Source organism: Brachyspira pilosicoli (assembly GCF_008016535.1).
Lineage (GTDB): Bacteria > Spirochaetota > Brachyspiria > Brachyspirales > Brachyspiraceae > Brachyspira > Brachyspira pilosicoli_A.
Genome location: NZ_SAXY01000064.1, coordinates 16,622 through 42,050 on the forward strand (window position 1 = coordinate 16,622; position 25,429 = coordinate 42,050).

Annotated in this window: 23 protein-coding genes; 7 read left to right on the forward strand and 16 right to left on the reverse strand. The window is 28.9% G+C overall.

All coding sequences use genetic code 11. From position 1 onward, the window contains the following. The first annotated feature begins 63 nt into the window (after positions 1-63). A complete protein-coding gene (locus EPJ72_RS13520; protein WP_242005004.1) occupies positions 64-276 on the forward strand; it encodes a restriction endonuclease in 213 nt (70 codons plus the stop codon). Between the two features lie 20 nt (positions 277-296). Here EPJ72_RS13520 and ade read toward each other — a convergent pair whose 3' ends face one another. From ade to EPJ72_RS10640, 4 genes are all read right to left on the reverse strand, one after another. Next, entirely contained in the window at positions 297-2,027 is a 1,731-nt protein-coding gene (gene ade / locus EPJ72_RS10625) for an adenine deaminase (protein WP_147732119.1), read from the reverse strand. Between the two features lie 98 nt (positions 2,028-2,125). Continuing rightward, positions 2,126-3,013, reverse strand: a complete 888-nt coding sequence (locus tag EPJ72_RS10630; RefSeq protein ID WP_147732120.1) for a restriction endonuclease — start codon at positions 3,011-3,013, stop codon at positions 2,126-2,128. Positions 3,014-3,082: 69 nt separating this feature from the next. Further along, complete coding sequence (gene gatB / locus EPJ72_RS10635) at positions 3,083-4,534, reverse strand: Asp-tRNA(Asn)/Glu-tRNA(Gln) amidotransferase subunit GatB (protein WP_147732121.1); 1,452 nt, start codon at positions 4,532-4,534, stop codon at positions 3,083-3,085. 86 nt (positions 4,535-4,620) lie between these two features. Next, the gene (locus EPJ72_RS10640) at positions 4,621-5,556 is read right to left on the reverse strand and encodes a DDE-type integrase/transposase/recombinase (RefSeq protein ID WP_147732122.1); all 936 of its coding nucleotides are present in this window, start codon (positions 5,554-5,556) and stop codon (positions 4,621-4,623) included. 495 nt (positions 5,557-6,051) lie between these two features. Here EPJ72_RS10640 and EPJ72_RS10645 point away from each other — a divergent pair, with 495 nt between their 5' ends. Together EPJ72_RS10645 and hcp are read left to right on the forward strand one after the other, a co-directional pair. After that, on the forward strand, positions 6,052-6,501 hold the full coding sequence (locus tag EPJ72_RS10645; RefSeq protein WP_147732123.1) for an RrF2 family transcriptional regulator: 450 nt from the start codon (positions 6,052-6,054) through the stop codon (positions 6,499-6,501). Between the two features lie 12 nt (positions 6,502-6,513). Next, a complete protein-coding gene (gene hcp / locus EPJ72_RS10650; protein ID WP_147732124.1) occupies positions 6,514-8,163 on the forward strand; it encodes a hydroxylamine reductase in 1,650 nt (549 codons plus the stop codon). Between the two features lie 362 nt (positions 8,164-8,525). Here hcp and EPJ72_RS10655 read toward each other — a convergent pair whose 3' ends face one another. The 3 genes from EPJ72_RS10655 to EPJ72_RS10665 form a co-directional block, all read right to left on the reverse strand. Continuing rightward, the gene (locus EPJ72_RS10655; protein WP_147732125.1) at positions 8,526-9,224 is read right to left on the reverse strand and encodes a zinc metallopeptidase; all 699 of its coding nucleotides are present in this window, start codon (positions 9,222-9,224) and stop codon (positions 8,526-8,528) included. A 77-nt stretch (positions 9,225-9,301) separates the two neighbouring features. Beyond that, a complete protein-coding gene (gene mnmG / locus EPJ72_RS10660; protein WP_147732126.1) occupies positions 9,302-11,146 on the reverse strand; it encodes a tRNA uridine-5-carboxymethylaminomethyl(34) synthesis enzyme MnmG in 1,845 nt (614 codons plus the stop codon). 449 nt (positions 11,147-11,595) lie between these two features. Continuing rightward, positions 11,596-11,988 (reverse strand): hypothetical protein, encoded by a 393-nt coding sequence (locus EPJ72_RS10665; RefSeq protein ID WP_147732127.1) that lies wholly within the window; start codon positions 11,986-11,988, stop codon positions 11,596-11,598. An 89-nt stretch (positions 11,989-12,077) separates the two neighbouring features. On the opposite strand from EPJ72_RS10665, the gene EPJ72_RS10670 reads away from it, so the two are divergent. Beyond that, a complete protein-coding gene (locus EPJ72_RS10670; RefSeq protein ID WP_147732128.1) occupies positions 12,078-12,755 on the forward strand; it encodes a tetratricopeptide repeat protein in 678 nt (225 codons plus the stop codon). On the opposite strand, the gene EPJ72_RS10675 is transcribed toward EPJ72_RS10670, so the two are convergent. The 4 genes from EPJ72_RS10675 to EPJ72_RS10690 all read right to left on the reverse strand — a co-directional run bounded on the left by EPJ72_RS10675 (position 12,752) and on the right by EPJ72_RS10690 (position 15,588). Further along, entirely contained in the window at positions 12,752-13,096 is a 345-nt protein-coding gene (locus tag EPJ72_RS10675) for a DUF1232 domain-containing protein (protein WP_147732129.1), read from the reverse strand. The genes EPJ72_RS10670 and EPJ72_RS10675 overlap by 4 nt on opposite strands. Positions 13,097-13,233: 137 nt before the next feature. Further along, positions 13,234-14,073 (reverse strand): DUF438 domain-containing protein, encoded by an 840-nt coding sequence (locus tag EPJ72_RS10680; RefSeq protein WP_147732130.1) that lies wholly within the window; start codon positions 14,071-14,073, stop codon positions 13,234-13,236. An 81-nt stretch (positions 14,074-14,154) separates the two neighbouring features. Further along, positions 14,155-14,676 (reverse strand): YcxB family protein, encoded by a 522-nt coding sequence (locus EPJ72_RS10685; protein ID WP_147732131.1) that lies wholly within the window; start codon positions 14,674-14,676, stop codon positions 14,155-14,157. A 39-nt stretch (positions 14,677-14,715) separates the two neighbouring features. Next, complete coding sequence (locus EPJ72_RS10690; RefSeq protein WP_147732132.1) at positions 14,716-15,588, reverse strand: VIT1/CCC1 transporter family protein; 873 nt, start codon at positions 15,586-15,588, stop codon at positions 14,716-14,718. Between the two features lie 171 nt (positions 15,589-15,759). Here EPJ72_RS10690 and EPJ72_RS10695 point away from each other — a divergent pair, with 171 nt between their 5' ends. From EPJ72_RS10695 to EPJ72_RS10705, 3 genes are read left to right on the forward strand one after another with little or no spacing between them, the layout of a single operon-like run. Beyond that, entirely contained in the window at positions 15,760-16,914 is a 1,155-nt protein-coding gene (locus EPJ72_RS10695) for a M20 metallopeptidase family protein (protein ID WP_147732133.1), read from the forward strand. Continuing rightward, complete coding sequence (locus EPJ72_RS10700) at positions 16,914-17,633, forward strand: DUF5058 family protein (protein ID WP_013244682.1); 720 nt, start codon at positions 16,914-16,916, stop codon at positions 17,631-17,633. Before EPJ72_RS10695 ends, EPJ72_RS10700 begins: the two co-directional genes overlap by 1 nt. Positions 17,634-17,636: 3 nt before the next feature. Next, positions 17,637-18,299, forward strand: coding sequence for a hypothetical protein (locus EPJ72_RS10705; RefSeq protein ID WP_013244681.1), 663 nt, complete (start codon positions 17,637-17,639; stop codon positions 18,297-18,299). 73 nt (positions 18,300-18,372) lie between these two features. On the opposite strand, the gene EPJ72_RS10710 is transcribed toward EPJ72_RS10705, so the two are convergent. The 5 genes from EPJ72_RS10710 to EPJ72_RS10730 form a co-directional block, all read right to left on the reverse strand. After that, entirely contained in the window at positions 18,373-19,089 is a 717-nt protein-coding gene (locus EPJ72_RS10710) for a periplasmic-type flagellar collar protein FlbB (RefSeq protein ID WP_147732134.1), read from the reverse strand. A gap of 151 nt (positions 19,090-19,240) precedes the next feature. Then, positions 19,241-20,407, reverse strand: coding sequence for a fused response regulator/phosphatase (locus tag EPJ72_RS10715; protein WP_147732135.1), 1,167 nt, complete (start codon positions 20,405-20,407; stop codon positions 19,241-19,243). Next, the gene (locus EPJ72_RS10720; protein WP_147732136.1) at positions 20,407-21,723 is read right to left on the reverse strand and encodes an FtsW/RodA/SpoVE family cell cycle protein; all 1,317 of its coding nucleotides are present in this window, start codon (positions 21,721-21,723) and stop codon (positions 20,407-20,409) included. The genes EPJ72_RS10715 and EPJ72_RS10720 overlap by 1 nt, the downstream gene beginning before the upstream one ends. Next, the gene (gene mrdA, locus EPJ72_RS10725; RefSeq protein ID WP_147732137.1) at positions 21,716-23,707 is read right to left on the reverse strand and encodes a penicillin-binding protein 2; all 1,992 of its coding nucleotides are present in this window, start codon (positions 23,705-23,707) and stop codon (positions 21,716-21,718) included. The genes EPJ72_RS10720 and mrdA overlap by 8 nt, the downstream gene beginning before the upstream one ends. Before the next feature lie 132 nt (positions 23,708-23,839). Continuing rightward, positions 23,840-25,306 (reverse strand): S41 family peptidase, encoded by a 1,467-nt coding sequence (locus EPJ72_RS10730; protein WP_147732138.1) that lies wholly within the window; start codon positions 25,304-25,306, stop codon positions 23,840-23,842. Positions 25,307-25,429 lie beyond the last annotated feature (123 nt).

A 25,429-nucleotide genomic window follows, 5' to 3' on the forward strand; every position in this document is an offset into this window, starting at 1 on the left:
AATATAGATGAAATTGATTATTTAGCATATGATACTGAAGTTGGTAAATATAATTTAACATTTATTTCTATTAAACGATGGCAAAACACTAATATAGGAGAACTAATATTAAGAGATTTTATTGTAAAAGTAAAAGATTCTGGTGCTAAAAGAGGGGTATTAATAGTACCTGTAGAATTGACCAAAAGTGCAAAAAGTTATGCTGTACATAGTGAAATTGTTACAATATATTCTAGAAACCAATTAAACAATTTATTAAAAGGCGAAATCTTTTAAAATAATACGCAAATAAAATACTAAGCACTTATATCAATAAACTTAAATTCCTTAACATCAAATAAACCGCTAGTTGTAAGTTTAATTTCTGGTATAACAGGAAGTGCCATAAACGATAAAGTCATAAATGGGTCTATTTCTCTATTTACATTAAGTTCATCGTAGGCTAATTTATGCATAGAATATATTTTTTTTACTATATCTTTTGGAGAATCATCAGATATAATGCCTGCTATTTTTAATTGTAAAGTATCGAGAACTTTTCCATTTTTTACAACAGTTATTCCTCCAGAGCATTTTTCTATTTCTTTTATGGCAAGTATTATATCTTCATCATTATCCCCTACTGCTATAATATTATGCGAGTCATGAGATACACTTGTAGCAATAGCACCGTTTTTTAATTTATAATTTTCTATTAACCCTAAACCTATTTTTCCAGTAGCCTTATGCCTTTCTACAACAACCAATTTTAATATATCAACACTCTTTCTATATTTAAAATAACCTTTCTCAAAACCTACTATTCTCACACTTTTCTCTGTAACTAAATCTTTATTAACTATCCTTATAACATTAGCCTCATCGGATTTTAATTTTATCTGTATATCTTCAACTGTAATAGGAGCAATGTTTATAGTATTAAAAACATTATCATTATAATTATCTTTTTCTACTTTAAATAAAGCATGCCCATTTTCTGCAACTAATTTACCGTCTATAAAAACTTTATTAGCCTTGAAATCTTTTAAATCATTAAATAAAACAATATCAGCCTTGTATCCTGAAGCAACTAAACCAATATTTTTTAGTCTGTAGCATTCAGCAGCATTAATAGTAGCCATAGCAATAGCATTAAATACATCAAGCCCATGCTCAACTGCTATTTTCAAATTATGAGATATATGCCCATTTTCAATAATATGATCCAAATGCTTATCATCTGTACACATTGCACATCTTCTTGCATTGCTTTGATTAACTCCTTGTAAAAGTGAAGCTAAATTCTGTGCAGCCGAACCTTGTCTTAAAAGCACATACATTCCATTAGATATTCTTGATTTCAAATCTTTTGCAGATACGCATTCATGATCAGTATAAACTCCTGCAGTCCTATAAGCATTGAGCGTTTTTCCTCCAAGCATAACCCCATGACCGTCTATAATCTTATCAGCATTAATAGCAGCTACCAATTTTTTAAGCACATCTTTATCAGAAGACAACACCCCCTGACAATTCATCATCTCAGCAAGCCCAAATATATCTTCATCATTTATAAACTCTTCTATTACGGAAGCATCAAGAACAGCCCCCGCATCTTCAAAACCAACAGCAGGCACGCATGAAGAAAGCATAAACTTACATTTTAATGGACTTTTTTTGGCAGACTCTATCATAAATTTAATACCTTCAATTCCGCATACATTAGCAATTTCATGAGGGTCTGTAATTATTAAAGTAGTTCCAAACGGTATAACAACTTCTGCAAAATTTGAAGGTGCACATAAAGATGATTCTATATGAACATGCGAATCTATTAAACCACTTGTAGCATAAGAACCTTTAGCATCAATAATTTCTTTTCCATTATAAGAACCAACACCAACAATATAATCATTAGCAATAGCTATATCTGCATCCGTAATCGTTGCTGATATAGGGTCTACTACTTTACAGTTTCTTATAACCAAATCAGCTAAAACTTTTCCGCTTGATACTTCAATCATTTTTGATAATTTTTCTATAGTCATTAATAATTGTCCTTATAATTTAGTATATATTTTAAATATAGTAAATTATAAGTGGATTTTCAAATTTACTTGCAACAAACTAATAAATACAAAAAACATTAATCATCCAAACTATAATGTTTATAAGTATTATCTACATTACATAATATTTCATATTCTCTCATAAGTTCAGCAAGTCTTTTACCATTTATTAACGTTATATTTTTATATTCTGATTCTTTAGTAAAATCAGATGTTGTTATAAAAACACCTTTATGATAGCCCAATTTAGTTAATGAACCACTAAATGCATCTATATCTTTTGAAGCAACTTTATTATTTTCAGAAAAAAACTTACACTGAAATCCTATTCTTTCTAATCCAAATCTATCTATTGAAAAATCACCATCTATACCACCATCATTAGTTCCACCTTTCCTTTTTACATCAAAATATCCCATTTTACTAAAAAGCTCTACAGATATATTTTCTAATATATCTCCTTTATCTTTCGATGTAAATTTTTCTGTCATTTTAAACAATTTTTTTAAAATTAACTCTTCTATATATTCATAATAATCGCTAACTTTGGAATATAAATCATTTGTTATTTCTTCAAATTCTAATGTATTTTCATCTTCAATACCTGTTTTTGCAGGAGACATAAATTCTCTAAATTGAGGGTAATTTTCTTTTAAAAATGATGTTGTAATTTCTATCTTATTTTTATATATTTTTTTACCTTCTTCACTAATTATAATATATCCTTTTTTTGGTCTATCTAATAATCCAGATTTATGTAAAAATGTAATAGTCCACCCTATATTAGAATCTAATTTATTGTTTCCTTTTGTGGTTTCTAATTTTATTTGTTCATCATTTAATTTCAACTTATCTATTACAACATTTTTTAAATTTTCATTTTTTATATATTTCTCCATTTTATTTTTTAAATAAAAGTATTCTAGTATAGGTGCATAAAATTCATTTGTACTAGGAAAATTCATACAAACTCCATTATTAAAGCCTAACTACTATTTAATAGTTAGGCTTATTTTTATTTAATATAATTCTAATTATTCGCTTAAAATTTTTCTCAAAACTTCATTAACAAGTTTAGGGTTACCCTGACCTTTAGTAGCTTTCATAGTCTGACCTACTAAAAATCCGAATGATTTTTCTTTACCTGCTTTGAAGTCTGCTACTGATTTAGGATTTTCTTCTAAAACTTTTCTAATTATTGTTTCAAGCTCACCAGTATCGCTTACTTGTTTGATGCCTTTTTTCTCAACTATAGCAGAAGGAGCTTCACCTGTTTCGCACATATCCTCAAATATTTCTTTAGCTATCTTACCGCTTATAACATTCTCATCTATAAGTTTGAAAATTTCACCAATATGTTCTGGTTTTGGTTTGAAGTCTTTTATCGTTTGAAGCTTTTTATTTAAGTATGCATTGACTTCAACCATTATCCAGTTGCTTATTTTTTTAGGCTGTTTAGGATAAGCTTTTACTGCTGCCTCATAATAATCAGCTAAAGCAGCATCTTCTGTAAGTACAACTATATCCTGATCTGGTAAATCATAATCTTTTTTAAGTCTTTCGCGTTTTTGCTGAGGAAGTTCTGGAAGCTCTTTTTTAGCCTCTTCAATTTCTTCATCTTTAAGAACTAAAAGAGGTATATCTGGGTCTGGGAAATATCTATAATCTGCAGCACCCTCTTTTGAACGCATTCCTTTAGTAGTATTTTCTTTAGCATCATAAAGCCTAGTTTCTTGTAAGATTTTCTCGCCATTGTTTAAAGCTTTAATTTGTCTTTTTATCTCATAATCAATAGCAAGTCTTACATTTCTAAAACTGTTCATATTTTTTACTTCAGTTTTAGTACCAAGCTCTGTACTTCCTTTAGGACGTATAGAAACGTTAGCATCGCATCTTAAAGAACCTTCTTCCATGTTACAATCTGAAACATCAATATATTTGAAGATTTTTTTAAGCTCTGTTAAATATTGATAAGCTTCTTCACCTGTAGAAATATCAGGCTCACTTACACATTCAATCAAACAGCAGCCTGCACGGTTTAAATCTACATAGCTTAAAGGTCTTCCTGTATCATCATGCACAAGTTTACCTGCATCCTCTTCCATATGTATTCTGTTTATTCTTACACTTTTATTGTAAGAAGAACCATCTTCATTAAGCACAGTTATATCAAGATGACCTTCAGTACAGATTGGTTCGTCCATTTGAGTAATCTGATAATAAGAAGGCAAATCTGGGTAAAAATAATGTTTTCTAGCGAATCTGCTTTTTTTTTGAATAGTGCAGTTAGTAGCAAGTCCTGCTTTGATAGTTTTATGCACCATTTCTTTATTAACTATAGGCAAAGTACCAGGGTGAGCCTGACATCTTGGACAAGTAAGAGTGTTTGCAGGAGCACCGAAAGTGTTTGGGCATGAACAGAATGCTTTTGTTTTAGTGTTAAGCTGAACATGCACTTCTAATCCTATGACTGCTTCATATTCCATATTTATTAATCCTAATTTTAAAATTATTATGTGCTATATTTTATATGAATTTAATTTTTTTTCAATATAGTAAAAAATTAAAATTGTCATGGAGCCATAGATATTGTACTTTTACTTGCTATAATATTTTTGATTCTTTCTTTGATTGTAATATACAATAACGAAGAAATCAATCTTTGATTGTTATGAAAATGTGTATATTCTTTTAATTTTTCTCTCAATAATTCTACTGTGATATTTTTATTTAATCGTGAATAAAACTCTCTTTCGTCTATGCCGTGTACTCTTTCTACTACGCCGTTATATCTTGGTGTTGCTACAGGAATATATCTCCTCTCTAATTTATTTTTTAAGCAGTATTCATCAAAAATATTGATTTTAGAGGTATTGATACAGCGGTATGTATATTCTATACCATTATCGGTCTGTATAGATTGTATCTTAAAAGGTGAAGTTTTCAATACATATTTTAAGAAAGATAAAGCACTAGAAGGTGTTTTATCTTCATAGATTTCTCTCCAACTATAACGAGTAGCTAAATCTACAGCAGTGAATTGATAAACTCTTTTTCTGCCTAATTTGATATATTTAGTGTCTATTTGAACTATTTTGCCTTCTTTTTGTATTTTAGAGACAAATTTTCGTTTATCATATCGCTTCTTTTTCTTTTTTATTTTTTTTCTCCAAAGATTATTTCTTTTTAGTACATTCTCTATAGCTGTAACACCTATCTTAATGCCTTCACGATTTAAATATGCTTTAATATAATGCTTACCTCGATATTCTTTAGTATAGAGTTCAATAATTAAATTAATAGCTTTTTGATTATTAAAGATATTTGGAGAAGTTTTTGGCTTAGTACTAAAATTAGCGACAGTTCCAGTGTCTTTATATTTCTTAAGCCAAGTATAAAAAGTGGATTTATTTATTCTTTCCATCTTTAAAAATCTTTTAATATTTTTAGTTTTTAATGCTTTATCCACTATAAATAATTTAAATTCTGTGCTATAATCTTTTTTCATAGTAGTATACTTTATTTATTTTCTATATCAAAATATTATAACAAGGATACTGCTTTTTTTATACTAAAAAATGTCCAATATCTCACACTCCTTAACAATTTTATTTTTATAATACATTGTATTCAATACAGAACTAGTATGAAGTGTTTAAACATATCAAAAAATATTTTTTACAAAATTTATTTCGGTGTATATTTATTTTCTAATTTATTCAATAATAATTTATTTTGTATTCTTTAGAAATAATATATATCTAAACAATTATATTTTATCAATTTTTTATTGTTCTTTTTATACTGCCACACATCAAAATATATTTTTAAAAGTTGCTATATAACTTTACAAAAAACAAGAAACTGCAAATTATAAAATAGTTATTTATGTATTAATAAAAAATTATATTTTAAATATTAAAATATTTTATATATTGACAAAAAATCAATTTAGTATTATAGTACCAATATACTAAATTAGTAATTATAATAGGGATAAAAAATGATTCCAATATCAGAAGCATCAGCTATAGCTCTTCACTCTGCAGTGTATATATCTATTAAAGAGTTGGCATCTCTTAAGGATATAGCAGAAAGATTTGATGTTTCAGCCAATCATTTATCTAAAGTTCTTCAGGCACTTGTAAAAGCTGGGTATATTAGTTCATCAAAAGGACCAGCAGGCGGATTTAAAATTGCTGATGGTAAAGAAAATACTTCTTTTTTGGATATATACGAAACTATAGAGGGTAAAAATTGGCAGAGAAGTTGTTTGTTTCATTCTAAATGCGGTAAATACTGTTCAAACTGCATAATGGGGGATTTAGTTAATGATATAAACAGAAAGTTCAAAAACTATATGGAAAGCCATACAATCAAAGATCATTATTTATTAGATGATGATTTCAATATAAATAAAACAGATGATAAAAAATCAAAACAAAAAAAATAAATGGAGGATTAAATGGACAATAAAATGTTTTGTTATCAATGTCAGGAAACAATGAATAATACAGGCTGTACTGTATCAGGTGTATGCGGTAAAAAACCAGATTTAGCATATTTAGAAGATTTACTAGTTCATGTGACTAAAGGGCTTTCTAATATAACAACTGCTATAAGAAAAGATGGAGGAAAAGTAGATAAAAAAGTTAATCATGATGTAACATTCAATTTATTTACTACTATAACAAATGCCAACTTTGATAAAGAAGTTTTTTATAAGAGAATAGAATACACTGCAAAACTTTGTAATGAATTAGCAAATCAGGTAAAAGATAAATCACTTATACTTGAAGAATCTTTATGGACTCCTAAAAGCAAAGAGGATATGGACGCTAAATCAAAAAAAGTAGGCGTATTAGAAGAGAAAGACGAAGATATAAGAAGCCTTAAAGAAACTGTTATATATGGAGTTAAGGGATTAAGTGCTTATATGAGACATGCTAATATACTTGATTATGAGAATGAAGAAGTTGATGCTTTTATACAAAGAGCTTTAAATGCAACATTAAGAAATGATATAAATGCTGGTGAACTTTTAGAATTGGTACTTGAAACAGGTAAAAACGGTGTTGACGGAATGGCTCTTCTTGATAAAGCTAATACTTCTACTTATGGTAACCCAGAAATGACAAAAGTTAATATAGGTGTGGGAAAAAATCCTGGAATATTAGTATCTGGTCATGATTTAAAAGACATAGAAATATTATTAAAACAAACAGAAGGCACAGGAGTAGATGTATATACTCACTCTGAAATGCTTCCTGCTCACTACTACCCAGAATTAAAAAAATATAAACATTTTGTAGGCAATTACGGCGGAGCTTGGTGGGATCAAAGAAAAGATTTTGAAAGTTTTAACGGTCCTATTTTAATGACTACAAACTGTATAGTAACTCCTCTTGCAAGCTATAAAGACAGAGTATATACAACAGGTGCTGCAGGTTTTGAAGGTTTAAAACATATAGGAATCCATACAGGTAAAGAAAGCGATAAAGATTTTACTCCTATAATAGAGCATGCCAAAAAATGCGAAGCTCCTAAAGAAATAGAAAGCGGTTTTATAGTTGGAGGATTTGCTCATAATCAGGTATTATCACTTAAAGATAAAATTTCTGAAGCTGTAAAATCTGGTGCTATAAAAAGATTTATTGTAATGGGCGGATGCGACGGAAGACATAAAGAGAGAGAATACTATACTGAATTCGCTCAAAAACTTCCTAAAGACACTGTAATATTAACTGCAGGCTGTGCTAAATACAGATACAATAAATTAGATTTAGGCGATATTAACGGTATACCTAGAGTTTTAGATGCAGGACAATGTAATGACTCTTACTCATTAGCTGTTATTGCCTTGGGACTTAAAGATTTATTTGGTTTAGATGATATTAATGACTTGCCTATAGTTTATAATATAGCTTGGTATGAACAGAAGGCTGTTATAGTTTTACTTTCATTATTATACTTGGGAGTAAAAAATATACATTTAGGACCAACAATTCCAGGATTCTTATCACCTAATGTAGTTAATATATTAGTTTCAAAATTTGGAATCTCTAGTATATCAAATGTTAATGATGATTTTAAAAAATTTAATCTAATGTTATAAAACTTTTAAACTAACAAATATAAAGGGCTTTATTTTTAAGCCCTTTTAAAATTTAACTTATTTAAATTAGCTCTATCACAATTAATATAAAAATATAAATATTATTATATTAACTAATATATATAAACCTAAGTAAGTTCATACGACTAAAAGTCTTAACCTTTAGGTATGCTATTGTTATGAAAAACTTATATAATTCGTATACACTTTGCAAAAAAAATGGCATTAATAAAAATTCATAGTATTATAAAACATAATTGAATTTAATATGTATTCACTTCATTTAATAATAATTTGTTGAAAATAAAAGGCTAATCATAAAAATGATTAACCTTCTTCAATAAATATCTTATTTATAATTTTTAATCTCTTCTTCTGTTAGCAAGCATTAAAAGTCTTAGTAAACTGAGCACTGCAGTAACAGCAGCAGCAACATAAGTTAAAGCAGCAGCATTAAGCACTTTTCTTGCCCCATAAAGCTCCTCAGAATCTAAAAATCCGCCCTTATCTAAAATCTTTATAGCCCTATTAGAAGCATCAAACTCTACAGGCAATGTTATTAAAGAAAAGAAAACAGCAAAAGCAAATAATATAATTCCTCCCATCATAAGATATTGAGAAATGCTTCCAGCCCCTCCGATAACAATACCAATAAGTACAAGCATAGGTCCAAATTGATTGCCAATAGCACATAATGGATAAAAACTATTTCTTAAAGTTAAAGGTGCATAGCTTCTATCATGTTGTATAGCATGACCTACCTCATGAGCAGCAATACCTAAAGCAGCAACATCTGTACCATTATAAACATCATTAGAAAGTCTTAAAACTTTAGCACTTGGGTCATAATGGTCTGTTAAATGTCCGTTTATTCTCTCTATTGGAATATTTAAGCCATAAGCATCTAATATATATTTTGCTGTTTGTGCTCCTGTTATTCCTCTTTTGTTCTCTACCCTACTATATTTTGAATAAGCACCATTTACTTTCATCTGTGCCCATAAACCTAATAATATACCAGGTATTAATATCCATATATATCCAAAATAATATTCAAACATTATTTATCCTCCTCACATTATTATAAAATTATAGCATTAAAATATAACAACCTCAATACCAATAAAGTAAAATATTTTTACTTCTTTGTAAGAGTTAATATTAAAACCTGAACAACAGACATATCAATTTCAGGAACTCTCAAAGCCTGAGCTATATTATACGGCTTATATTGTTTAAGTTTGTTAATAGCATCAATCTTCACACTTTTTAAAGTGGAATAATCAAAATCTTCAGGTATACGCATTTTTTCATATTTTTCTATATCTCTTATTTCGTTTAAATACCTCGCAATATACCCTTCGTATTTTATAACAATCTCGGCATTCTCCAAAACATTTTTATTATAATCACCGTCTATTAAATGCTTAATCATATCAATACAGCATTCTGGGCGTTTAATTATAGAAGATAAACTCATAGTGCGGTACTCTTTAGCCTCTTTTATAAATCCCAATTCTTCGGTTTCTTTTTGTGTGAGTGTGCGTTTATTTAAGTATTCCACAAGTATCTGAGTTTTTTGTTTTTTATCTCTTACTTTTTCAAGTCTCTCTTTACTCGCAAGCCCTATATTATAAGAAAGCTCAGTTAGCCTTTCATCTGCATTATCCTGCCTTAAAAGCATTCTATGTTCCGCTTGAGAAGTAAACATTCTATGAGGCTCTTTAGTTCCTTTTGTAGTTAAATCATCAATTAAAACTCCAATATATCCATCACTTCTTTTAAGTATAAATGGTTCTTCTTTTTTTATTTTAAGGGAAGCATTTATTCCAGCCATAATGCCCTGACAGGCTGCCTCTTCATATCCGCTTGTGCCGTTAATTTGCCCTGCCAAAAATAATCCTTCTATTTTTTTAGTCTCCAAAGTAGGCTTTAATTCTATAGGGTTCACATAATCATATTCTACTGCATAAGCTGGTTTTAATATTTTTACTTCTTCTAAGCCTTTTAATGACCTTATCATTTTTATCTGAACATCTTCAGGTAAACTTGAAGAAAATCCATTTATATAAACTTCATTTGTTCTGTAGCTTTCTCTCTCTAAATGAAGCTGATGACGAGGTTTATCAGCAAACCTTACAACTTTATCTTCTATGCTTGGGCAGTATCTTGGTCCTATTCCTGTTATCACTCCGCTGTACATCGGAGATAAATGAATATTGTCTTGAATTATTTTATGTATGTTTTCATCTGTGTAAGTGATATAGCAAGGCTCTTGAACTATATCAATTTTGTCGTCCAAAAAAGAAAACGGAGTTATTTCATCATCGCCTTTTTGCATTTCTAATATATCAAAGTTAATAGAATAATAATCCACTCTAGCAGGTGTTCCTGTTTTTAGTCTTCCTACTTCAAGCCCTAAGTTTCTTAAATTATCAGAAAGCCCTATTGCTGGAAGCTCGCCAATTCTTCCTGCCTGTTTTTGATACTTGCCAATATGAATAAGCCCATTTAAAAATGTACCTGTTGTAAGTATCACCGCATTACATTCATATTCTCTGCCTCTTTCTGTTTTTAGTCCTTTAACTACATTATTTTCTACTACTATTTCTGTAACTATATCCTGATGAAGTGTGAGATTATTCTCGGCGTATAATGTTTTAGTAGCTTCTTCTTTGTATACATATTTATCTGCCTGTGCACGCGGAGCCCATACAGCTTTACCTTTGCTTCTGTTAAGCATTCTAAACTGCATCATAGTTTTATCTATTAATATGCCCATCTCACCGCCGAGTGCATCAATCTCTTTAACAATAGCACCCTTAGCAACTCCTCCTATAGAAGGGTTACAAGACATTTGCCCTATGGTATCCAAATTAATAGATATAATTAAAGTTTTCATTCCAAGTCTTGCAGAAGAAAGTGCCGCCTCTATGCCAGCATGCCCAGCACCAACTACTATAACATCATATTTATTATTCATAATTAAGAGTTCTCTCTATCTTTTATTAATTAATAAGAATGATATATTAAAATATAAATATTGTCTATATAGTTTATCATATATCCAAACAGCTATATTTAGAAGTTTTTTTATTCAACTTTTTCCCGCAGCAAAAAGTTGCAAAAAGTACAAATATTTAGGAATATATATTAAATATAAATTTTAGCTTAAAAATGCAGTTGTTTTTTTTATTTAATGTCTACTTACCGCACGGAGAATTAAGCTAAAAAGGTAGAGTTATTTCTAATTCAAATTTTGTTATATCATAAATTATGTTAACCGTGCGTTGAAGAAATTTTTAATCTAATCAATACTTGGGCGGGCGTTAACAATTCTAATTAAATTAATAAAGAAATTAAAAATACAAATTTATAAATAGATTAATAAAGAATAAAGGGCGGGGTATGTAAATAAATTTAAAAAAATTATCATTCGTTTTTGCTTATAGCATATATATTAAAATATCTCGCTACAAAATTGTCTATAGTATTATCACTATTCAAACTAAACCTAATGTTAAAACCAATAAAATATTTGTTATTAATTAAAACTTTTCTCTCTCTTTTATAATCATCATTAGAAATATAATCATAAACAACCATATCAACTTCTATATGAATATCAGATAAAATATAACCCTCTTCAAATATCTCAGTAGTAACAACTTCAAAATTATTATTATTATAGCTATATTCACTAACACAAGAAGAAGGATATATTTTCAAAATACTATTATCCAAATAATTTTCAACTTCCTCTTTTATTTTTTTCTCTAAGTTTTTATCGCTGTAAATCTTTTCTCTAATATAATATTTATCCATTTTTATTATTGCTCATAATATATTTACTTCAAACATTATATACTATATAATACGAAAATCAAAAAAACTATAAGGTAAGAATAACCTTTATGAATGAAAGCTTAGAAACTAAAATTAATAACACAATAGAACAATATAAAACTATTTGCAAATTAGAACCTAATAACCATAAAGTGAGAGTAGACTTTGCAATATTCTACACACAATTGCAAAAATATAATGAAGCTATAGAAGTATTAAAAACAGCTCTTAATATAAATAATAAAGATTATACAATTTGGCGTTTGATTGGCATATCATACACAAAAATAGAAAATTTTAAAGAAGCAATTATTTACTTAACAAAAGCATATGAATTAGAAAATAATGATTATATAAGCCTAAATTATCTTGGACACTGTTATATAGAATTAAAAATGTTTAATGAAGCTATAGAGGTGTTAAACAAATCTTTTATGATAGCTCCAAGAGAATATATTAATTGGCGTTATTTAGGAATTGCTTTATTTAATACAAATAGAATTGATGAAGCAATAGATTCTTTTAATAGAGCATTAGAGCTTAATAAATATGATGAAGATAGTTTGTATTATCTTGGGTTATGCTATAAAGAAATAAAAGATGATAATAAGTCCATAGAAATATTTGAGAAATGCTTAGAGTATGGTGATAACAATAAAAAAATATATGCTCTTTTATATGAGTTATATAAAAAAACAGGTAATGAAAAATCAAAAAATATGCTTGAGAAAATAAATAAACTTTAAGGCACTTGCTTGGGATTAATCATCAAATGCCCAAATAACCCAATCATAAATATTATTCCAATGATTATAACAATATACTTTATTATTCTAATAACTCTTCTAATTCTAGGATTAAAATAAAAAACTCCATTTTGAATACCATATAGTATAGTTACTGCTAATAAAAAACCCTCATCTAATCTGCCAGATAAAGGAAGTATATCAGAGACTATATCTAATGGAGATGTACAATAAAATACACTAGCAACAAAAGGTATCCAAGATATAATATGATGATATTTTTCAAATATACTATCTTTTGATTTTACAGCTTCCTCATCTTTATTAAACCAATTTAACATATTACCCCTATAACGTACATGAAAATATTATTTCATATAGTCTAACACAATAATAAAAAATTTAAAACAAAAAAATGATAGTTAATAATAATAATATATTAACTATCATTATACTATAAATGTTAAACTATGACAATTTATTTAATATAGTTTTCTTTTATATTTTTTAGTTCTTCCTCAGAAAGTACAGATACAGCAAGCGGAATTAATATATTTTCTTCTTTAAAAATCATATCGTTTATATTGTTGCACAGTTTATACATCTCAGTGAAAAAACTATTATCATCAAGATTATTGTTTTTTATATAATCCATATACTCTGTAATATCTTTATCTACTTTAGACATCACCTTTGAAGGCTCATCATTATTATGTTTCTTTAATGCTGTAAAAATTAAAGATTCCTTTTTTGTATAATGAGTTTTTACTTTTCTATAAAGTTTTTCAAAAATATTTCTGTCTTTATTTTCTAATATATTTCTTAATAATTTCTTTATCTCTCTGTTTGTATTTTTGAAATATATCATATCATCTTCACTGTTCTCTATAGCATCTTTTAAAATTAAACTTCTATTATAAAAATATTCTTTAGCCTCATCAATATCCATTCCTTCTTTTATAAGTTCATGCATAGCATTATGTACTTCTACAGCGGATACTTTATTTAATTTTGTATCAAACTCTTTTTTTATACTTTCTATATTTTCATTATTATGAAGCCTCACTATTAAGTCTTTTAAAATACTGTTTCTATTAGCAATATCAAAACCATTTTCTCTAAATTTTTCTATTAGCTTGTCTTCACTTACTTTTTTAATCTCTAATGCCTTTTTAATGCTTATTTTCCTAGCAATAGTGTTAAACATAATAGGATTTTTTATAGCCTCAAAACCTAAATCATATAATATATCTTTTATTTCGCTATGATTTTTGCATATATTATATACGCTTTCATTTATATTTATAAATTTGTTCATAATAAAGACTCCTGTTATAAAATGTTAGACTATTCTAACATTAGAAATACAAAAGTCAATAACTAACAATAAAAAAAATTATTATATTTTTTTGTAGGAAATAATAAAATCAATATCCTCTTTGCTTAAATACTTTTTAGGCACTATTATAGCAGACATATCATCAGTATATATAAAAATACATAATTTACTCTGCTCTATTTTTTTTATATCAGATTTATGAAAATTTTTTATTCCTTTAGTTTCATTAAAAACAATCTTTTCACCATAAACAGTTAAAATTTTCTCTCCAAAAATATCATCAAGCTTTCCTGTTTTTATATAAGACAACACTTTTTTTACAATATTTTTTTGAACTCTTTTTTTATAACTAATTATCTGTAAAATAGATACTAGTGTTATTAATAAAGCAACTATCAAAAGCATAAATAAACTACTTTTAAAATATACAAACATTCCTATTAGAACTGCTATATATAATAATATAATAATAACGATATTTTTTTTTAATGAACTTTGAAGCTCTGGATTAGTTTTCAAATAATGAAGCTGAAAATCAATAAAATCATTATGCTCTATAGTATATTTATATTCTCTTTTCATTTAGAAATAATTCCTTTTCAATACAAATTTAAATATTAATTAAATATCAATACCCAAAAATTGTTTTACAAGCATTCCAACAAAGAAACTTATAGCAGCAACTGTTAAGCTAACCCCCGCCATCTCAAAAAATCTCTCTCTAAAAGAAATACTCTTAGCCACAGCAATATAAAAAGTAAAACAAAATATTATAGTTATAACAATTATGAGCATAGCAATAAGAGCATAAATTGAAACACTAAAAACTAAATAAGGCATTATTAAAAGACTAACAGTAATTAAATACATTATTCCAGTATAAGCACAAGACTTAAAAGCATTTTTACTTCCATCAGCCTTAGCAGATAAATATTCAGAAGAAGCCATAGAAAGCGTAGCAGATATTCCTGTAATTATTCCAGATAAAGCAACAAGTCTATTATCCTGCAAAGCAAAAGTAAGCCCCGCCAAAGTTCCGCTAATTTCAACTAAAGCATCGCTTAATCCCAAAACCATAGACCCAACATATTTAAGCCTATCCTCATCTAAAATAGATATTAGTTTATTCTCATGTTCATACTCTTCAAAAGCAATAGTTTTAGCATCAGGCACTTCATCAGCTATTTTAGAATATATATATTCAGCACTCTTTTCACCAGATTCCATTATCTTAATAACAAATGTATATCCAAATATAAAACTTAAAATAAAAAACTTAAAAACCTTAAACTTTTGAGGTCTTAATTTTTTATTAGTATATTTTTCTAATATTTTAGCATGAGTAAATTCTTCTCCCCCAATGTTAATAAGTATTTGTTTATCATCTTCTTTTTTTACAAATTTAGCAAGGTTTAAATATATTGCATGTTCTGTAATCTCATTTTGCTGCAATTCCAATAAAAACTTAATTGTTTCTTTTGATATTGGCTTCATAACATCAATCCTAAATATTAATTAGTTAAATATTACAATGAAAACTAATTAATTGCAAAAATTAATATTATTTTATGTAAAATTTAATTATTGATATTATATTGAATATTGATATTATATTTAATACTGATATATTATTATATAATATTTTTAATGAAGGAATATAGAAAAATGGATAATAAAAAACTAAATGATATGATTATAAATATGAGAAGAGAATTACATAAAATACCAGAAGTTGGTACAGATTTGCCGCAAACAAAAAAATATGTACTTGATAAATTAAAATCATTGGGGCTTGAGGTAAAAGAATGCTCTTTAGATTCTGGAATGGTATGTGATATAGGAAATGTTAGTAGCGGCAATATAGCTGCTATTAGGGCAGATATGGACGCTTTACCTATAGTTGAAGAAACGGGGGTTGAATATGCTTCAAATAATGGTAATATGCATGCTTGCGGACATGATGCTCATACTGCTTGTTTATTAGGCACTGCTTATTATTTATCAGAGAATAAAGATAGATTAAAAAATGGTGCTGTAAGATTAGTTTTTCAAGCTGCTGAAGAGATAGCAAAAGGTGCTAAAAATATATTAAAAGATGGTTTATTAGACGGTGTTAGTGCTATAGTTGGTACTCATATTGGTACTATAGCTACAGATGTGCCTAGCGGAGAGTTTGTCCTTCAAGGAGGACCATTAATGGCATCTAATGATAAATTTGTTATTAAAGTTATAGGAAAAGGTTCTCATGGTGCTTATCCTCATTCTGGAGTAGACCCTGTATTAACTGCTAGTCAAATAATACAAGGCATATATAATATAAAAAGCAGAGAAATAATAGCCACTGACCCTACAGTAATATCTATATGTATTGTAAACGGCGGAAGTCAATATAATATAATACCTTCAGAAGTAAACATAGAAGGTACTTTCAGAACATTTAGTGAAGAGAATAGAAAATTTATAGGAAACAGAATAAAAGAAATATCACAGTCTATTGCTATAGCTAACAGAGCAAAAGCAGAAGTAAATATGGAATGGGGCTGCCCTCCTGTTATTAATAATGACCAAATAGCTAATGAATTATCAGAAGTATGTAAAGAATTAGGATTCAAAAAGTCAGCACCTTTTACTCCTTCTATGGGCGGAGAAGATTTTGCTGAATATCAACATAAAATGCCTGGCGTATTTATTTTCTTCTCTACTATGACAGAAAAAAATATTCCTCATCATAATAGTAAATTCGAGATAGATGAATCAAAATTATATCAGCCTAGTATATTAATGAGCGAATGGGCAATTAAGCATTTAGGAGGTAAATAATGAATGAAGAGATTTTGAAATTAGCCAATCAATTAATACTATGGCCATTATGTGCTGTTGTTGTTCTTATAAGTTTGATACAAGCTATATTATATACAAGACTTGCTAATAAAACTGCAAAAACTTTAGGCATTACAAGTGAGACTTGCCAAAAAGCTTTTAAAGCTGGTTTAATAACTGCAATAGGACCTGCTATATCTGGTTTTATAGTAATGGTAGGAATGATTTCTGTAATAGGAGCACCTATGAGCTGGATGAGACTTTCTATTATTGGTGCTGCTACAACAGAGATGGCTGGAGCACAATTTGGTGCTGAGGCTATGGGAGTAAAGTTTGGAGGACCTGATTATAATGAAGTTGCTTTAGTTGTATCTTGGATTACTATGGCTGCTAATGGATGCGGTTGGTTGATATCTGCATCAATTATGGGAAGTAAATTAGAGAAATTAAGAACAAAAATTTCCGGAGGTAATCAGGCTGGTTTAGCTTTGCTTTCTGCTGCTTCTATGGTTGCGGTATTTGGTAATTTGGCTTCTGGTTATTTACCTAAAATAGACACTGCTGCTTCTGTTTTGGCTGCTGCTTTAACTATGTTTATATTAGTAAAATTTGTATCAAAAACTAAGATTGGACTTAAAATTCGTGAATACAATTTGGGTATTGCAATGCTGGTCGGTATGGCTGTGGCTTTAATTGTAAAAATATCTATTGGAGGTTAATGTATGACTGATAAAGAATTTCAAAAATTATGGAATGACCCTGTTAATTTAATTGGAAGAGTTACATTATTATCTGCTGTTGTTGCTTCATTTTTCCCTGTTGTATATTTGATGATTAGTCATAAAATATTTCCGCCTATAGATGTTGTGATAAAAGCTTGGGTATTGGTTGCTTCTTCTTATGGCGTTATGTATGTATTAGAGCCTTTGAGCTATTATCCTGTTTTAGGTTTGGCTGGTTCTTACATGAACTTTCTTTCTGGAAATGGAGGTAATATGAGAGTGCCTGCTGCTGCTTGTGCATTAGATGTTACAGATACTCCAGAAGGAACTCGTAATGTAGAAATTATTTCTTCTTTGGGAATAGCTGGTTCTATTATAACTAACCTATTCTTTGTTACATTGGCTGCTGTATTAGGAGCTACTATTCTTAATGTTGTGCCTCCTATAATCGCTGAAGCTTTTAAATCTTATGCTGTGCCTGCTATATTTGGTGCGGTATTGATGCAGTTTAGCATGAAATATCCTAAGTTATTAGTATTTGGTTTAGGAATACCTCTAGCTTGTAAATTATTAATACCTGCTATGCCTGCTTTTCTTATCACATTATCAGGTTTAGTAATTACAATTATTGCTTCAAAAATATTATACAAAGTAAAAGCTTAATTATAGTTTAAAATAAAAAAGATGTTGGAATAAAAAATCCAGCATCTTTTTTTATATATATTAATTTCTAGTTTTAAGCTCCCATATCCATTATACCGTCATTAAGCATTTCATTATTATCTGGAGCATATGAAGGGAAGTCATTAGGAGATGAAGGCACTGTATTATTATTAGGATTAGTGCGTGCTTCATATTTCTCTAATATTCTTGCTGCTACTGTAGGATCCATCAAACTAAGCAAATAAGAAGTAGTACTGTTTCTTCCTTCTGCTGCAGCTATTGAATCCATCTCTACTAATACATCTATAATCAAATCATCAGAACCATTAGCTGCTAATTGATTAAGTAAGGCAACAGAGTTTTGAGGAGGCATACTATTAATTTTATTAGCCAAATCTGTAAGTACTAATTGATACTGAGCAGATTCATCCATAGTAGCTTGATAATTAGACCAAGCATTTAATAAGTTTTGTCTGTCTTGCTCTATTAATTCAGATTGTGAATTTAATTCTATAGCTCTGCTAGCAATTAAAGCCTCTTGTGCCTGTATATCTTTTTCTCTTAAATTAAAAGACTCTCTCATTTTATTAAGGTCATCTCTAGCCAAAAGAGCCATATCTTCAACTCTGGGTTTTTGAGTAAATCTAGTTAAAAAAGAAGGTACATTAGGAGCTATTTTTGTACGCATTAAAGTATAATAATTAACAACTCCAAATATATCAAACATATAAAGTAATGCTATAAAAGCTATTAAATTAACTACAGTCAATATTGCTATTTTAAATTTCATAAACATTCACACCTAAATAACATAATAGTATACATAATACAGAAAAAACTATAATATGTCAACTAACTATATTATCGTAATTTATAGTTTTTTAGTTATCATATTTTTTTTACAAAAAAGAATTTTTTTTATTATATTTTTTTAATTATATTCAAGTAGTTCTTTTTAAAAGAATCATACTAACATCATCTTTTAAAGGTTCTTTTGTAAAAGATTTTATCTCAGATATAATTTTTTCTTTAATATCATCAACATTGTTTTTAATATTTTTAGAAAATATTTGCTTTAAATGTTCATCACCAAACATATTATTATTATCATCAAACACCTCATAAGCACCGTCTGTAAAAACAAATAAAACATCATTTCTATTTAATTGAATTTTCATCTCTGTATATTCGCTCTCATCAATCATTCCAATTAAAGGACCATCTATATCTACGGTACATATTTCTTCTTTGCTATTTAAATAATAAATAGGTTTAGGAGAGCCTGCAGAAGAACATAATAATTCACCTGTTTCATTATTATAAAGAGCATAAAATACACATGCAAATAGATTTTTATCAAATCCCTCTTCTATAAAAAATTTATTAAGTTTCTCCAAAAAAACAGCAGGGGAAGTATTTTTATCGTCTATAATAGCATGCGAATCAAAAAAAGATTTTATTAAAATAGTAAGCATGCTCGCAGCAACTCCATGCCCAGAAACATCAGCAAGAAGTATGGCATAATATCCATCATTAATAAGTTTTATTCCGCTATAATCTCCAGAAACTTCATTTGGTGCATAGTGATGTATAGATATTTCATTTTTAGGTATAGATGTATTGCCATAAGAAAGTATAGTTTTTTGCAATTTAGCAGCATATTCTATATCTCTTTTTAATATATCCATATACATCATATTAGACTCTATAGCTTTTTTTAGCCTAATATAAGACTTCATTTTAGAAAGAAACAAATCAGTATCAATAGACTTCTCAAAAAAACCATCAGCACCATAATCAAATGCTTTAAGAGATTCTGTTTTATTATCAGAAGCAGTTAAAAAAAGCACAGCTATATTTTTTAATAAATTATCAGATTTTATGTATCCAGCCAATCTGCAAGCTCCGGCATTAGGAAGCATATAATCAACTAATATACAATCTGGTATTTTTTCATATGTCATATTAATAGCCTCTTCATAAGATAAAGCTATATAACATAAATAATTATTTTTTTTTAAGAATTTTTGAATAAACTTAGCATAATCAATATTAGTATCAACTATTAATACTTTTTCTGTTAAAATATTATTTCTTGTAGTAGCCATTAATGCACATACCTTCTAGCTTCAACATTAAATATAAGCCCAATAGATATAGAAAAAGTTAAAATGGAAGAGCCCCCGCTACTTACAAAAGGCAAAGTTAAACCCGTAATAGGCATCATACCAACCACCATTCCTATATTAATAAACACATGGCATAAAAACATAGCTATTACCCCCGATATAATCAAAGCCCCAAGCCTATCTTTAGCAAAATAAGCAACTGTAATCCCCCTCACAAATATAGTAGCATAAGCTAATACAACCAAAGCACTTCCTATAAATCCCCACTCCTCACAAATATTAGAGAAAATAAAGTCATTTACCTGCTGAGGTATAAAGTTTAATTGCGACTGACTTCCATTGAGAAAGCCCTCACCAAAAAGTCCGCCGCTTCCAACAGCAATGAGAGATTGAATAATATTGTACCCTGAACTAAGCCTAGTAAGCTCTGGATTCATAAATACTAATAATCTCTCTTTTTGATAAGTTTTTAATCCTATATCAAAAGTTAAAGCCGCACACATACTTAAAAATAAAACAAAAAATGTAAATGAAAATAATTCTACATATTTGTTATTCATATAAAAGTTTATTGTAAGAAGAAGTATTGATATAAATAAAAATCCTCCTGCAATATATCCTATATAAAGCCTTTGTGATAGGAAGTTAAAAAGAATATTATTTATATCATCCGACATTCTTTTATATTCCAAAAACATTGGTATAGATAACCCTATAACACCTATACTTAATAATGATATAATATATCTTAAAGGCACTCCTCCCACAAACAGCATAACAAATACTATAAAACAATATACCAAAACAGTACCCAAATCAGGCTGCATTAAAACTAACCCAATAGGTATAGAAATAAAAATACCCGCTATTAAAAAATATTTTTTCTGTTTTATTTTATCCCCTATTTGGTCCAAATAACCAGCCAAAAATATAATCATTACTATTTTGCCAAACTCAGAAGGCTGCATACCAAAAAGCCAGCTGCTGCTTCCGTTTATAGTAGTACCTACTCCCGGAATAAGTACAAGTATCAACACAATAAGCATTGGTATATATAAAGACATTCTGTGTTCTGCAAGTTTAGTGTAATTGATAAACATAGTAATACACATAATAACAAGACCGACAACAGAGAAAAATATATATTTCAAAAATATCCAGCTTGTTTTACCAGAATCTGGAGAATATGTTGAAGAATATACAGCTATAGCACCTGCCGCCATAAGAAAAAGTATAGAAATAAGTATTCTCCAATCAAATACAAATAATCTTTTTAATTCTTTTTTCTCATTCATATTGTATTCTATTGTCCTCTTGAGTATTTATATTACTTTCATTATTATTAGCATTCTCATTATTTTCAGCATTTTCCAAAGCCTGCTGCTGTCTAGCCATTCTAATTTGTCTGTATATATTTTGCATTCTTCCATATATAGAGTTTCTAGCCTGTATAGGGTCATCACCATCTATTATAGAGCGAAGCATAGCAGTAGCAATAGGTCCGGCAGTAGAACCACCACCACCTCCACTATTTTCAAGCATAACTGTTACAGCAATCATATCATCTTTAGGTCTTTGATTATAAGGGCCGTAAATAGTAATCCAAGTATGGTCTTTACCTTGAGCGTTTTGTGCTGTAGAAGTTTTAGCTGCAAGTTTTATATTTGGAGACCAAGCACCGTTTCTTGCAGTACCTCCTGCTACAGCCATTCTCATACCTTCTTTTATTACTGTGAATATATCTTTACTTATTTCTAATTTTTTCATTACAATCTTATCATTGTTGTATATTACTTCATCGGTCTGAGAGCTTCTAATCTCTTTAACAACATGAGGTCTGTACATAATTCCGTCATTTATGATAGCAGAAGTAGCCATATGAACCGCTATAGGAGTAGCAGACATATAACCCTGACCAATAGCATATTGAAGCGTATCACCGTCCCACCAATATTCTCCAATCTTTCTTCTCTTCCATTCAGAACTAGGAACTGTACCTATTTTCTCACCAGGCAAGTCTATACCTGTAAGCTCTCCAAAACCTAATAACTCTGCATATTTCTTTATAAAGTTTGGTCCAAGCTCATAAGCCAAGTTGTAGAAATAAGTGTTGCAAGAAAATTGAATAGCCTTATACATATTAACATAGCCGTGATGACCAGTACATCTATAAAATCTGTTTTCAAGAAGCATACCGCCCGCACAGAATCTTGTAGTATAAGCTCCAATTCTTCCCTCAGCAAGAGCACCCAAAGCACTAACAAGCTTGAAAGTAGAGCCCGGAGGATATCTTCCTCTTATAGCCTTGTTCCAAAATGGATTAGCAGGGTTATTGATGAGCTCAGAATATTTCTTAGCATCTATTTTGCCTATAAAAATATTAGGGTCATACCAAGGCGAACTTACCATAGCAAGTATTTCACCAGTAGTAGGCTTCGATATTATAATAGTTCCAACCTGACCTCTAAGAAGCTCTTCTGCATCTTTTTGTATTTTAGAATCTATACTAAGTATTAATTTTTTACCCGGTATAGGCTTACCAACTGCAGGAGCAATGGTTTCTTTTACTCTGTTTCTTGAGTCAACTATCCACTGCTCATAACCGTCTATTCCTCTAAGCTCTTTATCATAATACTGCTCAACGCCTTCTTTACCAATAACGCTGTCTCTTCTATATCCCTCTATTCTTTTACTTTCAAACTCTTCCTGCGAAATATTACCTATATAACCCAATATATGCGTCATAGTCTCGCCAAGCGGATAGTTTCTTATAGATTTACTTCCATAATATACGCCCGGAAAATCCTCAGAACGTTCTGCCAAATAGCTCATCTGGGACATACTAATATTATCAGATATCTCCACAGAATCATAACTGTTTTTAGAAACTTTAGATAAGCTTTCTTTTATAGAACCCAAATCTATATTAAATAGTTTAGAAACCCTATATAAAAGCTCCTCTCTCTCAAAATAATTCTTAGGCAAATAAACAGGTATAATATACATAGTGTAGATTTTTATGTTCTCTGCCACAATAACCCCATTTCTATCGAATATCTCTCCCCTATATGCATCTATTGGTATTATTTGCTCTTTATTATTCCTTGCCAAACTATCATAATGAGAGTTCAAAATGATTTGCAAATAGAATAGTCTAATAATAAGCATAGCCGATATTAATACAGAAATAATTAATACTACTATTAGCTTTTTTTTATATTTAAAATCTTCACCTTCGATTTTTTTATCTTTATTTAATTCAATTTCTAAAAAAGTCATGTAAAAAAACCCTTATAAAAATTTTTTATACTATTTATAAGTAACGGTATTTATTACTTAAATTTAAGCAAATAAAAAATTTAAAAGGTATATACAAAAATTATATTTGCATATACCTAAAAATTTACTTAATTATTCTTTTTCATTAGACCAATTTTCTCTTGGTTCTTCTTTATCTTGCGGAGGCTGTTTTCCTGTATTTAAATAATCAATAGCAGATTTAAGCTGCTTATCATATTTAAGATCAACTATCTCATTATAATTACCCAAATTACGCTCATTATGTATCAATCTCTCAAGTAAATAATCACTGGCTATAATATTCTGATTTTTAAGCTCCTCTTTAAATTGAGGTAAAGCATTTTCATCAGCCTCTTCTTTTGGATATCTTTTTACATATTCTGCAATCTGTCCGCCTTTTCTAAGTTCTGTTAATGCTATTACATCTGTATTACTTAATTTAGGTTCAACAACAACAAAATCTGGAGTTAATCCTTTACCATGAAGTCTTCTTCCATTAGGTGTGTAATAATGTGCCACTGTAAACTTAAATGCTGTATTATCTTTTACATCTAAAGGCAACACATACTGTACACTAAACTTACCAAATGTAGTTTCACCTAATAATTTTGCTCTATTATTATCCTGTAAAGCTCCAGCTAAAATCTCTGATGCAGAAGCACTATATTGATTAACAAGAACTATCATATCGCCATCTACCCATTGATCGCCTTTCATAGTAGCATAATAGTCCTGATTTTCATTTTTAGTTCTTCCTCTTGTATAAACTATTTTACCATCAGATAAAAACTCCTCTACAACATTAATAGCTGTATCCAATCTTCCGCCTGGGTTATTTCTCAAATCTAAAATAAGCTTTGTCATACCTTTCTTTTTAAGATCAGCTAAAGCAGTTTCTAACTCTCTTGAAGTATCATCACCAAAATTTGTTATTCTAATATATCCTATAGTGCTGTCTTCTAACATTTTATATTTTACACTTTTTATCTCAACTATAGCCCTAGTTAAAGTATATTCTATAGGCTCAACTACACCTTGTCTTCCTATTTTTAATTTTACTTTAGTGCCGGCCTTACCGCGCATGATATTAGCTGCATTATCTACAGACATGTCTTTAGTGCTTTCGCCATTTATCTCTATAATAATATCTCCTGGCAATATTCCAGCCTTTTCACCCGGACCATCTTCTATAGGAGCTACAACCAAAAGACCTCTATCTGGCTGCTTTGATATAGATAAACCAACTCCGCCATATTTTCCAGACATCTCTGTACTAAGTGCCTCATTTAATTTTTCATCAAGTAAGAATGTAAATGGGTCATCAGTAGCTTCAAGCATACCTTTAATAGCACCATACATAAGTTTTTTAGTAGTAACATTATTTGTATCAACAAAGTTCTGCTGTAATGTAGCAAAAACTTTTTGGAATAATCTGCTGTAATAATAAAAATCATTATCTGATTGTGCCATACCTTGCTGTGCTATTGCTATTGAAGGACTCTTAAAATTAAATAATGATATGGCTAGAACAAATATTAAAAGAAATATCCATAATGCTCTCTCTTTATTTTTCATCATATTTTGTAACCTCTATAAAATCATTTATTTCTATTTTTCTATACAATAATAATTAATATTATAACATAAATGTAAAAAAAAGAATACACATATTAATATTATTTTATATATATGTATATTTAC

What these genes read in the sequence shown, in the direction of transcription:
- ade (WP_147732119.1), bottom strand. Translation starts at nt 2,027, where the DNA reads ATGACTATAGAAAAATTATCAAAAATGATTGAAGTATCAAGCGGAAAA.
- EPJ72_RS10630 (WP_147732120.1), bottom strand. Translation starts at nt 3,013, where the DNA reads ATGAATTTTCCTAGTACAAATGAATTTTATGCACCTATACTAGAATAC.
- gatB (WP_147732121.1), bottom strand. Translation starts at nt 4,534, where the DNA reads ATGGAATATGAAGCAGTCATAGGATTAGAAGTGCATGTTCAGCTTAAC.
- EPJ72_RS10640 (WP_147732122.1), bottom strand. Translation starts at nt 5,556, where the DNA reads ATGAAAAAAGATTATAGCACAGAATTTAAATTATTTATAGTGGATAAA.
- EPJ72_RS10645 (WP_147732123.1), top strand. Translation starts at nt 6,052, where the DNA reads ATGATTCCAATATCAGAAGCATCAGCTATAGCTCTTCACTCTGCAGTG.
- hcp (WP_147732124.1), top strand. Translation starts at nt 6,514, where the DNA reads ATGGACAATAAAATGTTTTGTTATCAATGTCAGGAAACAATGAATAAT.
- EPJ72_RS10655 (WP_147732125.1), bottom strand. Translation starts at nt 9,224, where the DNA reads ATGTTTGAATATTATTTTGGATATATATGGATATTAATACCTGGTATA.
- mnmG (WP_147732126.1), bottom strand. Translation starts at nt 11,146, where the DNA reads ATGAATAATAAATATGATGTTATAGTAGTTGGTGCTGGGCATGCTGGC.
- EPJ72_RS10665 (WP_147732127.1), bottom strand. Translation starts at nt 11,988, where the DNA reads ATGGATAAATATTATATTAGAGAAAAGATTTACAGCGATAAAAACTTA.
- EPJ72_RS10670 (WP_147732128.1), top strand. Translation starts at nt 12,078, where the DNA reads ATGAATGAAAGCTTAGAAACTAAAATTAATAACACAATAGAACAATAT.
- EPJ72_RS10675 (WP_147732129.1), bottom strand. Translation starts at nt 13,096, where the DNA reads ATGTTAAATTGGTTTAATAAAGATGAGGAAGCTGTAAAATCAAAAGAT.
- EPJ72_RS10680 (WP_147732130.1), bottom strand. Translation starts at nt 14,073, where the DNA reads ATGAACAAATTTATAAATATAAATGAAAGCGTATATAATATATGCAAA.
- EPJ72_RS10685 (WP_147732131.1), bottom strand. Translation starts at nt 14,676, where the DNA reads ATGAAAAGAGAATATAAATATACTATAGAGCATAATGATTTTATTGAT.
- EPJ72_RS10690 (WP_147732132.1), bottom strand. Translation starts at nt 15,588, where the DNA reads ATGAAGCCAATATCAAAAGAAACAATTAAGTTTTTATTGGAATTGCAG.
- EPJ72_RS10695 (WP_147732133.1), top strand. Translation starts at nt 15,760, where the DNA reads ATGGATAATAAAAAACTAAATGATATGATTATAAATATGAGAAGAGAA.
- EPJ72_RS10700 (WP_013244682.1), top strand. Translation starts at nt 16,914, where the DNA reads ATGAATGAAGAGATTTTGAAATTAGCCAATCAATTAATACTATGGCCA.
- EPJ72_RS10705 (WP_013244681.1), top strand. Translation starts at nt 17,637, where the DNA reads ATGACTGATAAAGAATTTCAAAAATTATGGAATGACCCTGTTAATTTA.
- EPJ72_RS10710 (WP_147732134.1), bottom strand. Translation starts at nt 19,089, where the DNA reads ATGAAATTTAAAATAGCAATATTGACTGTAGTTAATTTAATAGCTTTT.
- EPJ72_RS10715 (WP_147732135.1), bottom strand. Translation starts at nt 20,407, where the DNA reads ATGGCTACTACAAGAAATAATATTTTAACAGAAAAAGTATTAATAGTT.
- EPJ72_RS10720 (WP_147732136.1), bottom strand. Translation starts at nt 21,723, where the DNA reads ATGAATGAGAAAAAAGAATTAAAAAGATTATTTGTATTTGATTGGAGA.
- mrdA (WP_147732137.1), bottom strand. Translation starts at nt 23,707, where the DNA reads ATGACTTTTTTAGAAATTGAATTAAATAAAGATAAAAAAATCGAAGGT.
- EPJ72_RS10730 (WP_147732138.1), bottom strand. Translation starts at nt 25,306, where the DNA reads ATGATGAAAAATAAAGAGAGAGCATTATGGATATTTCTTTTAATATTT.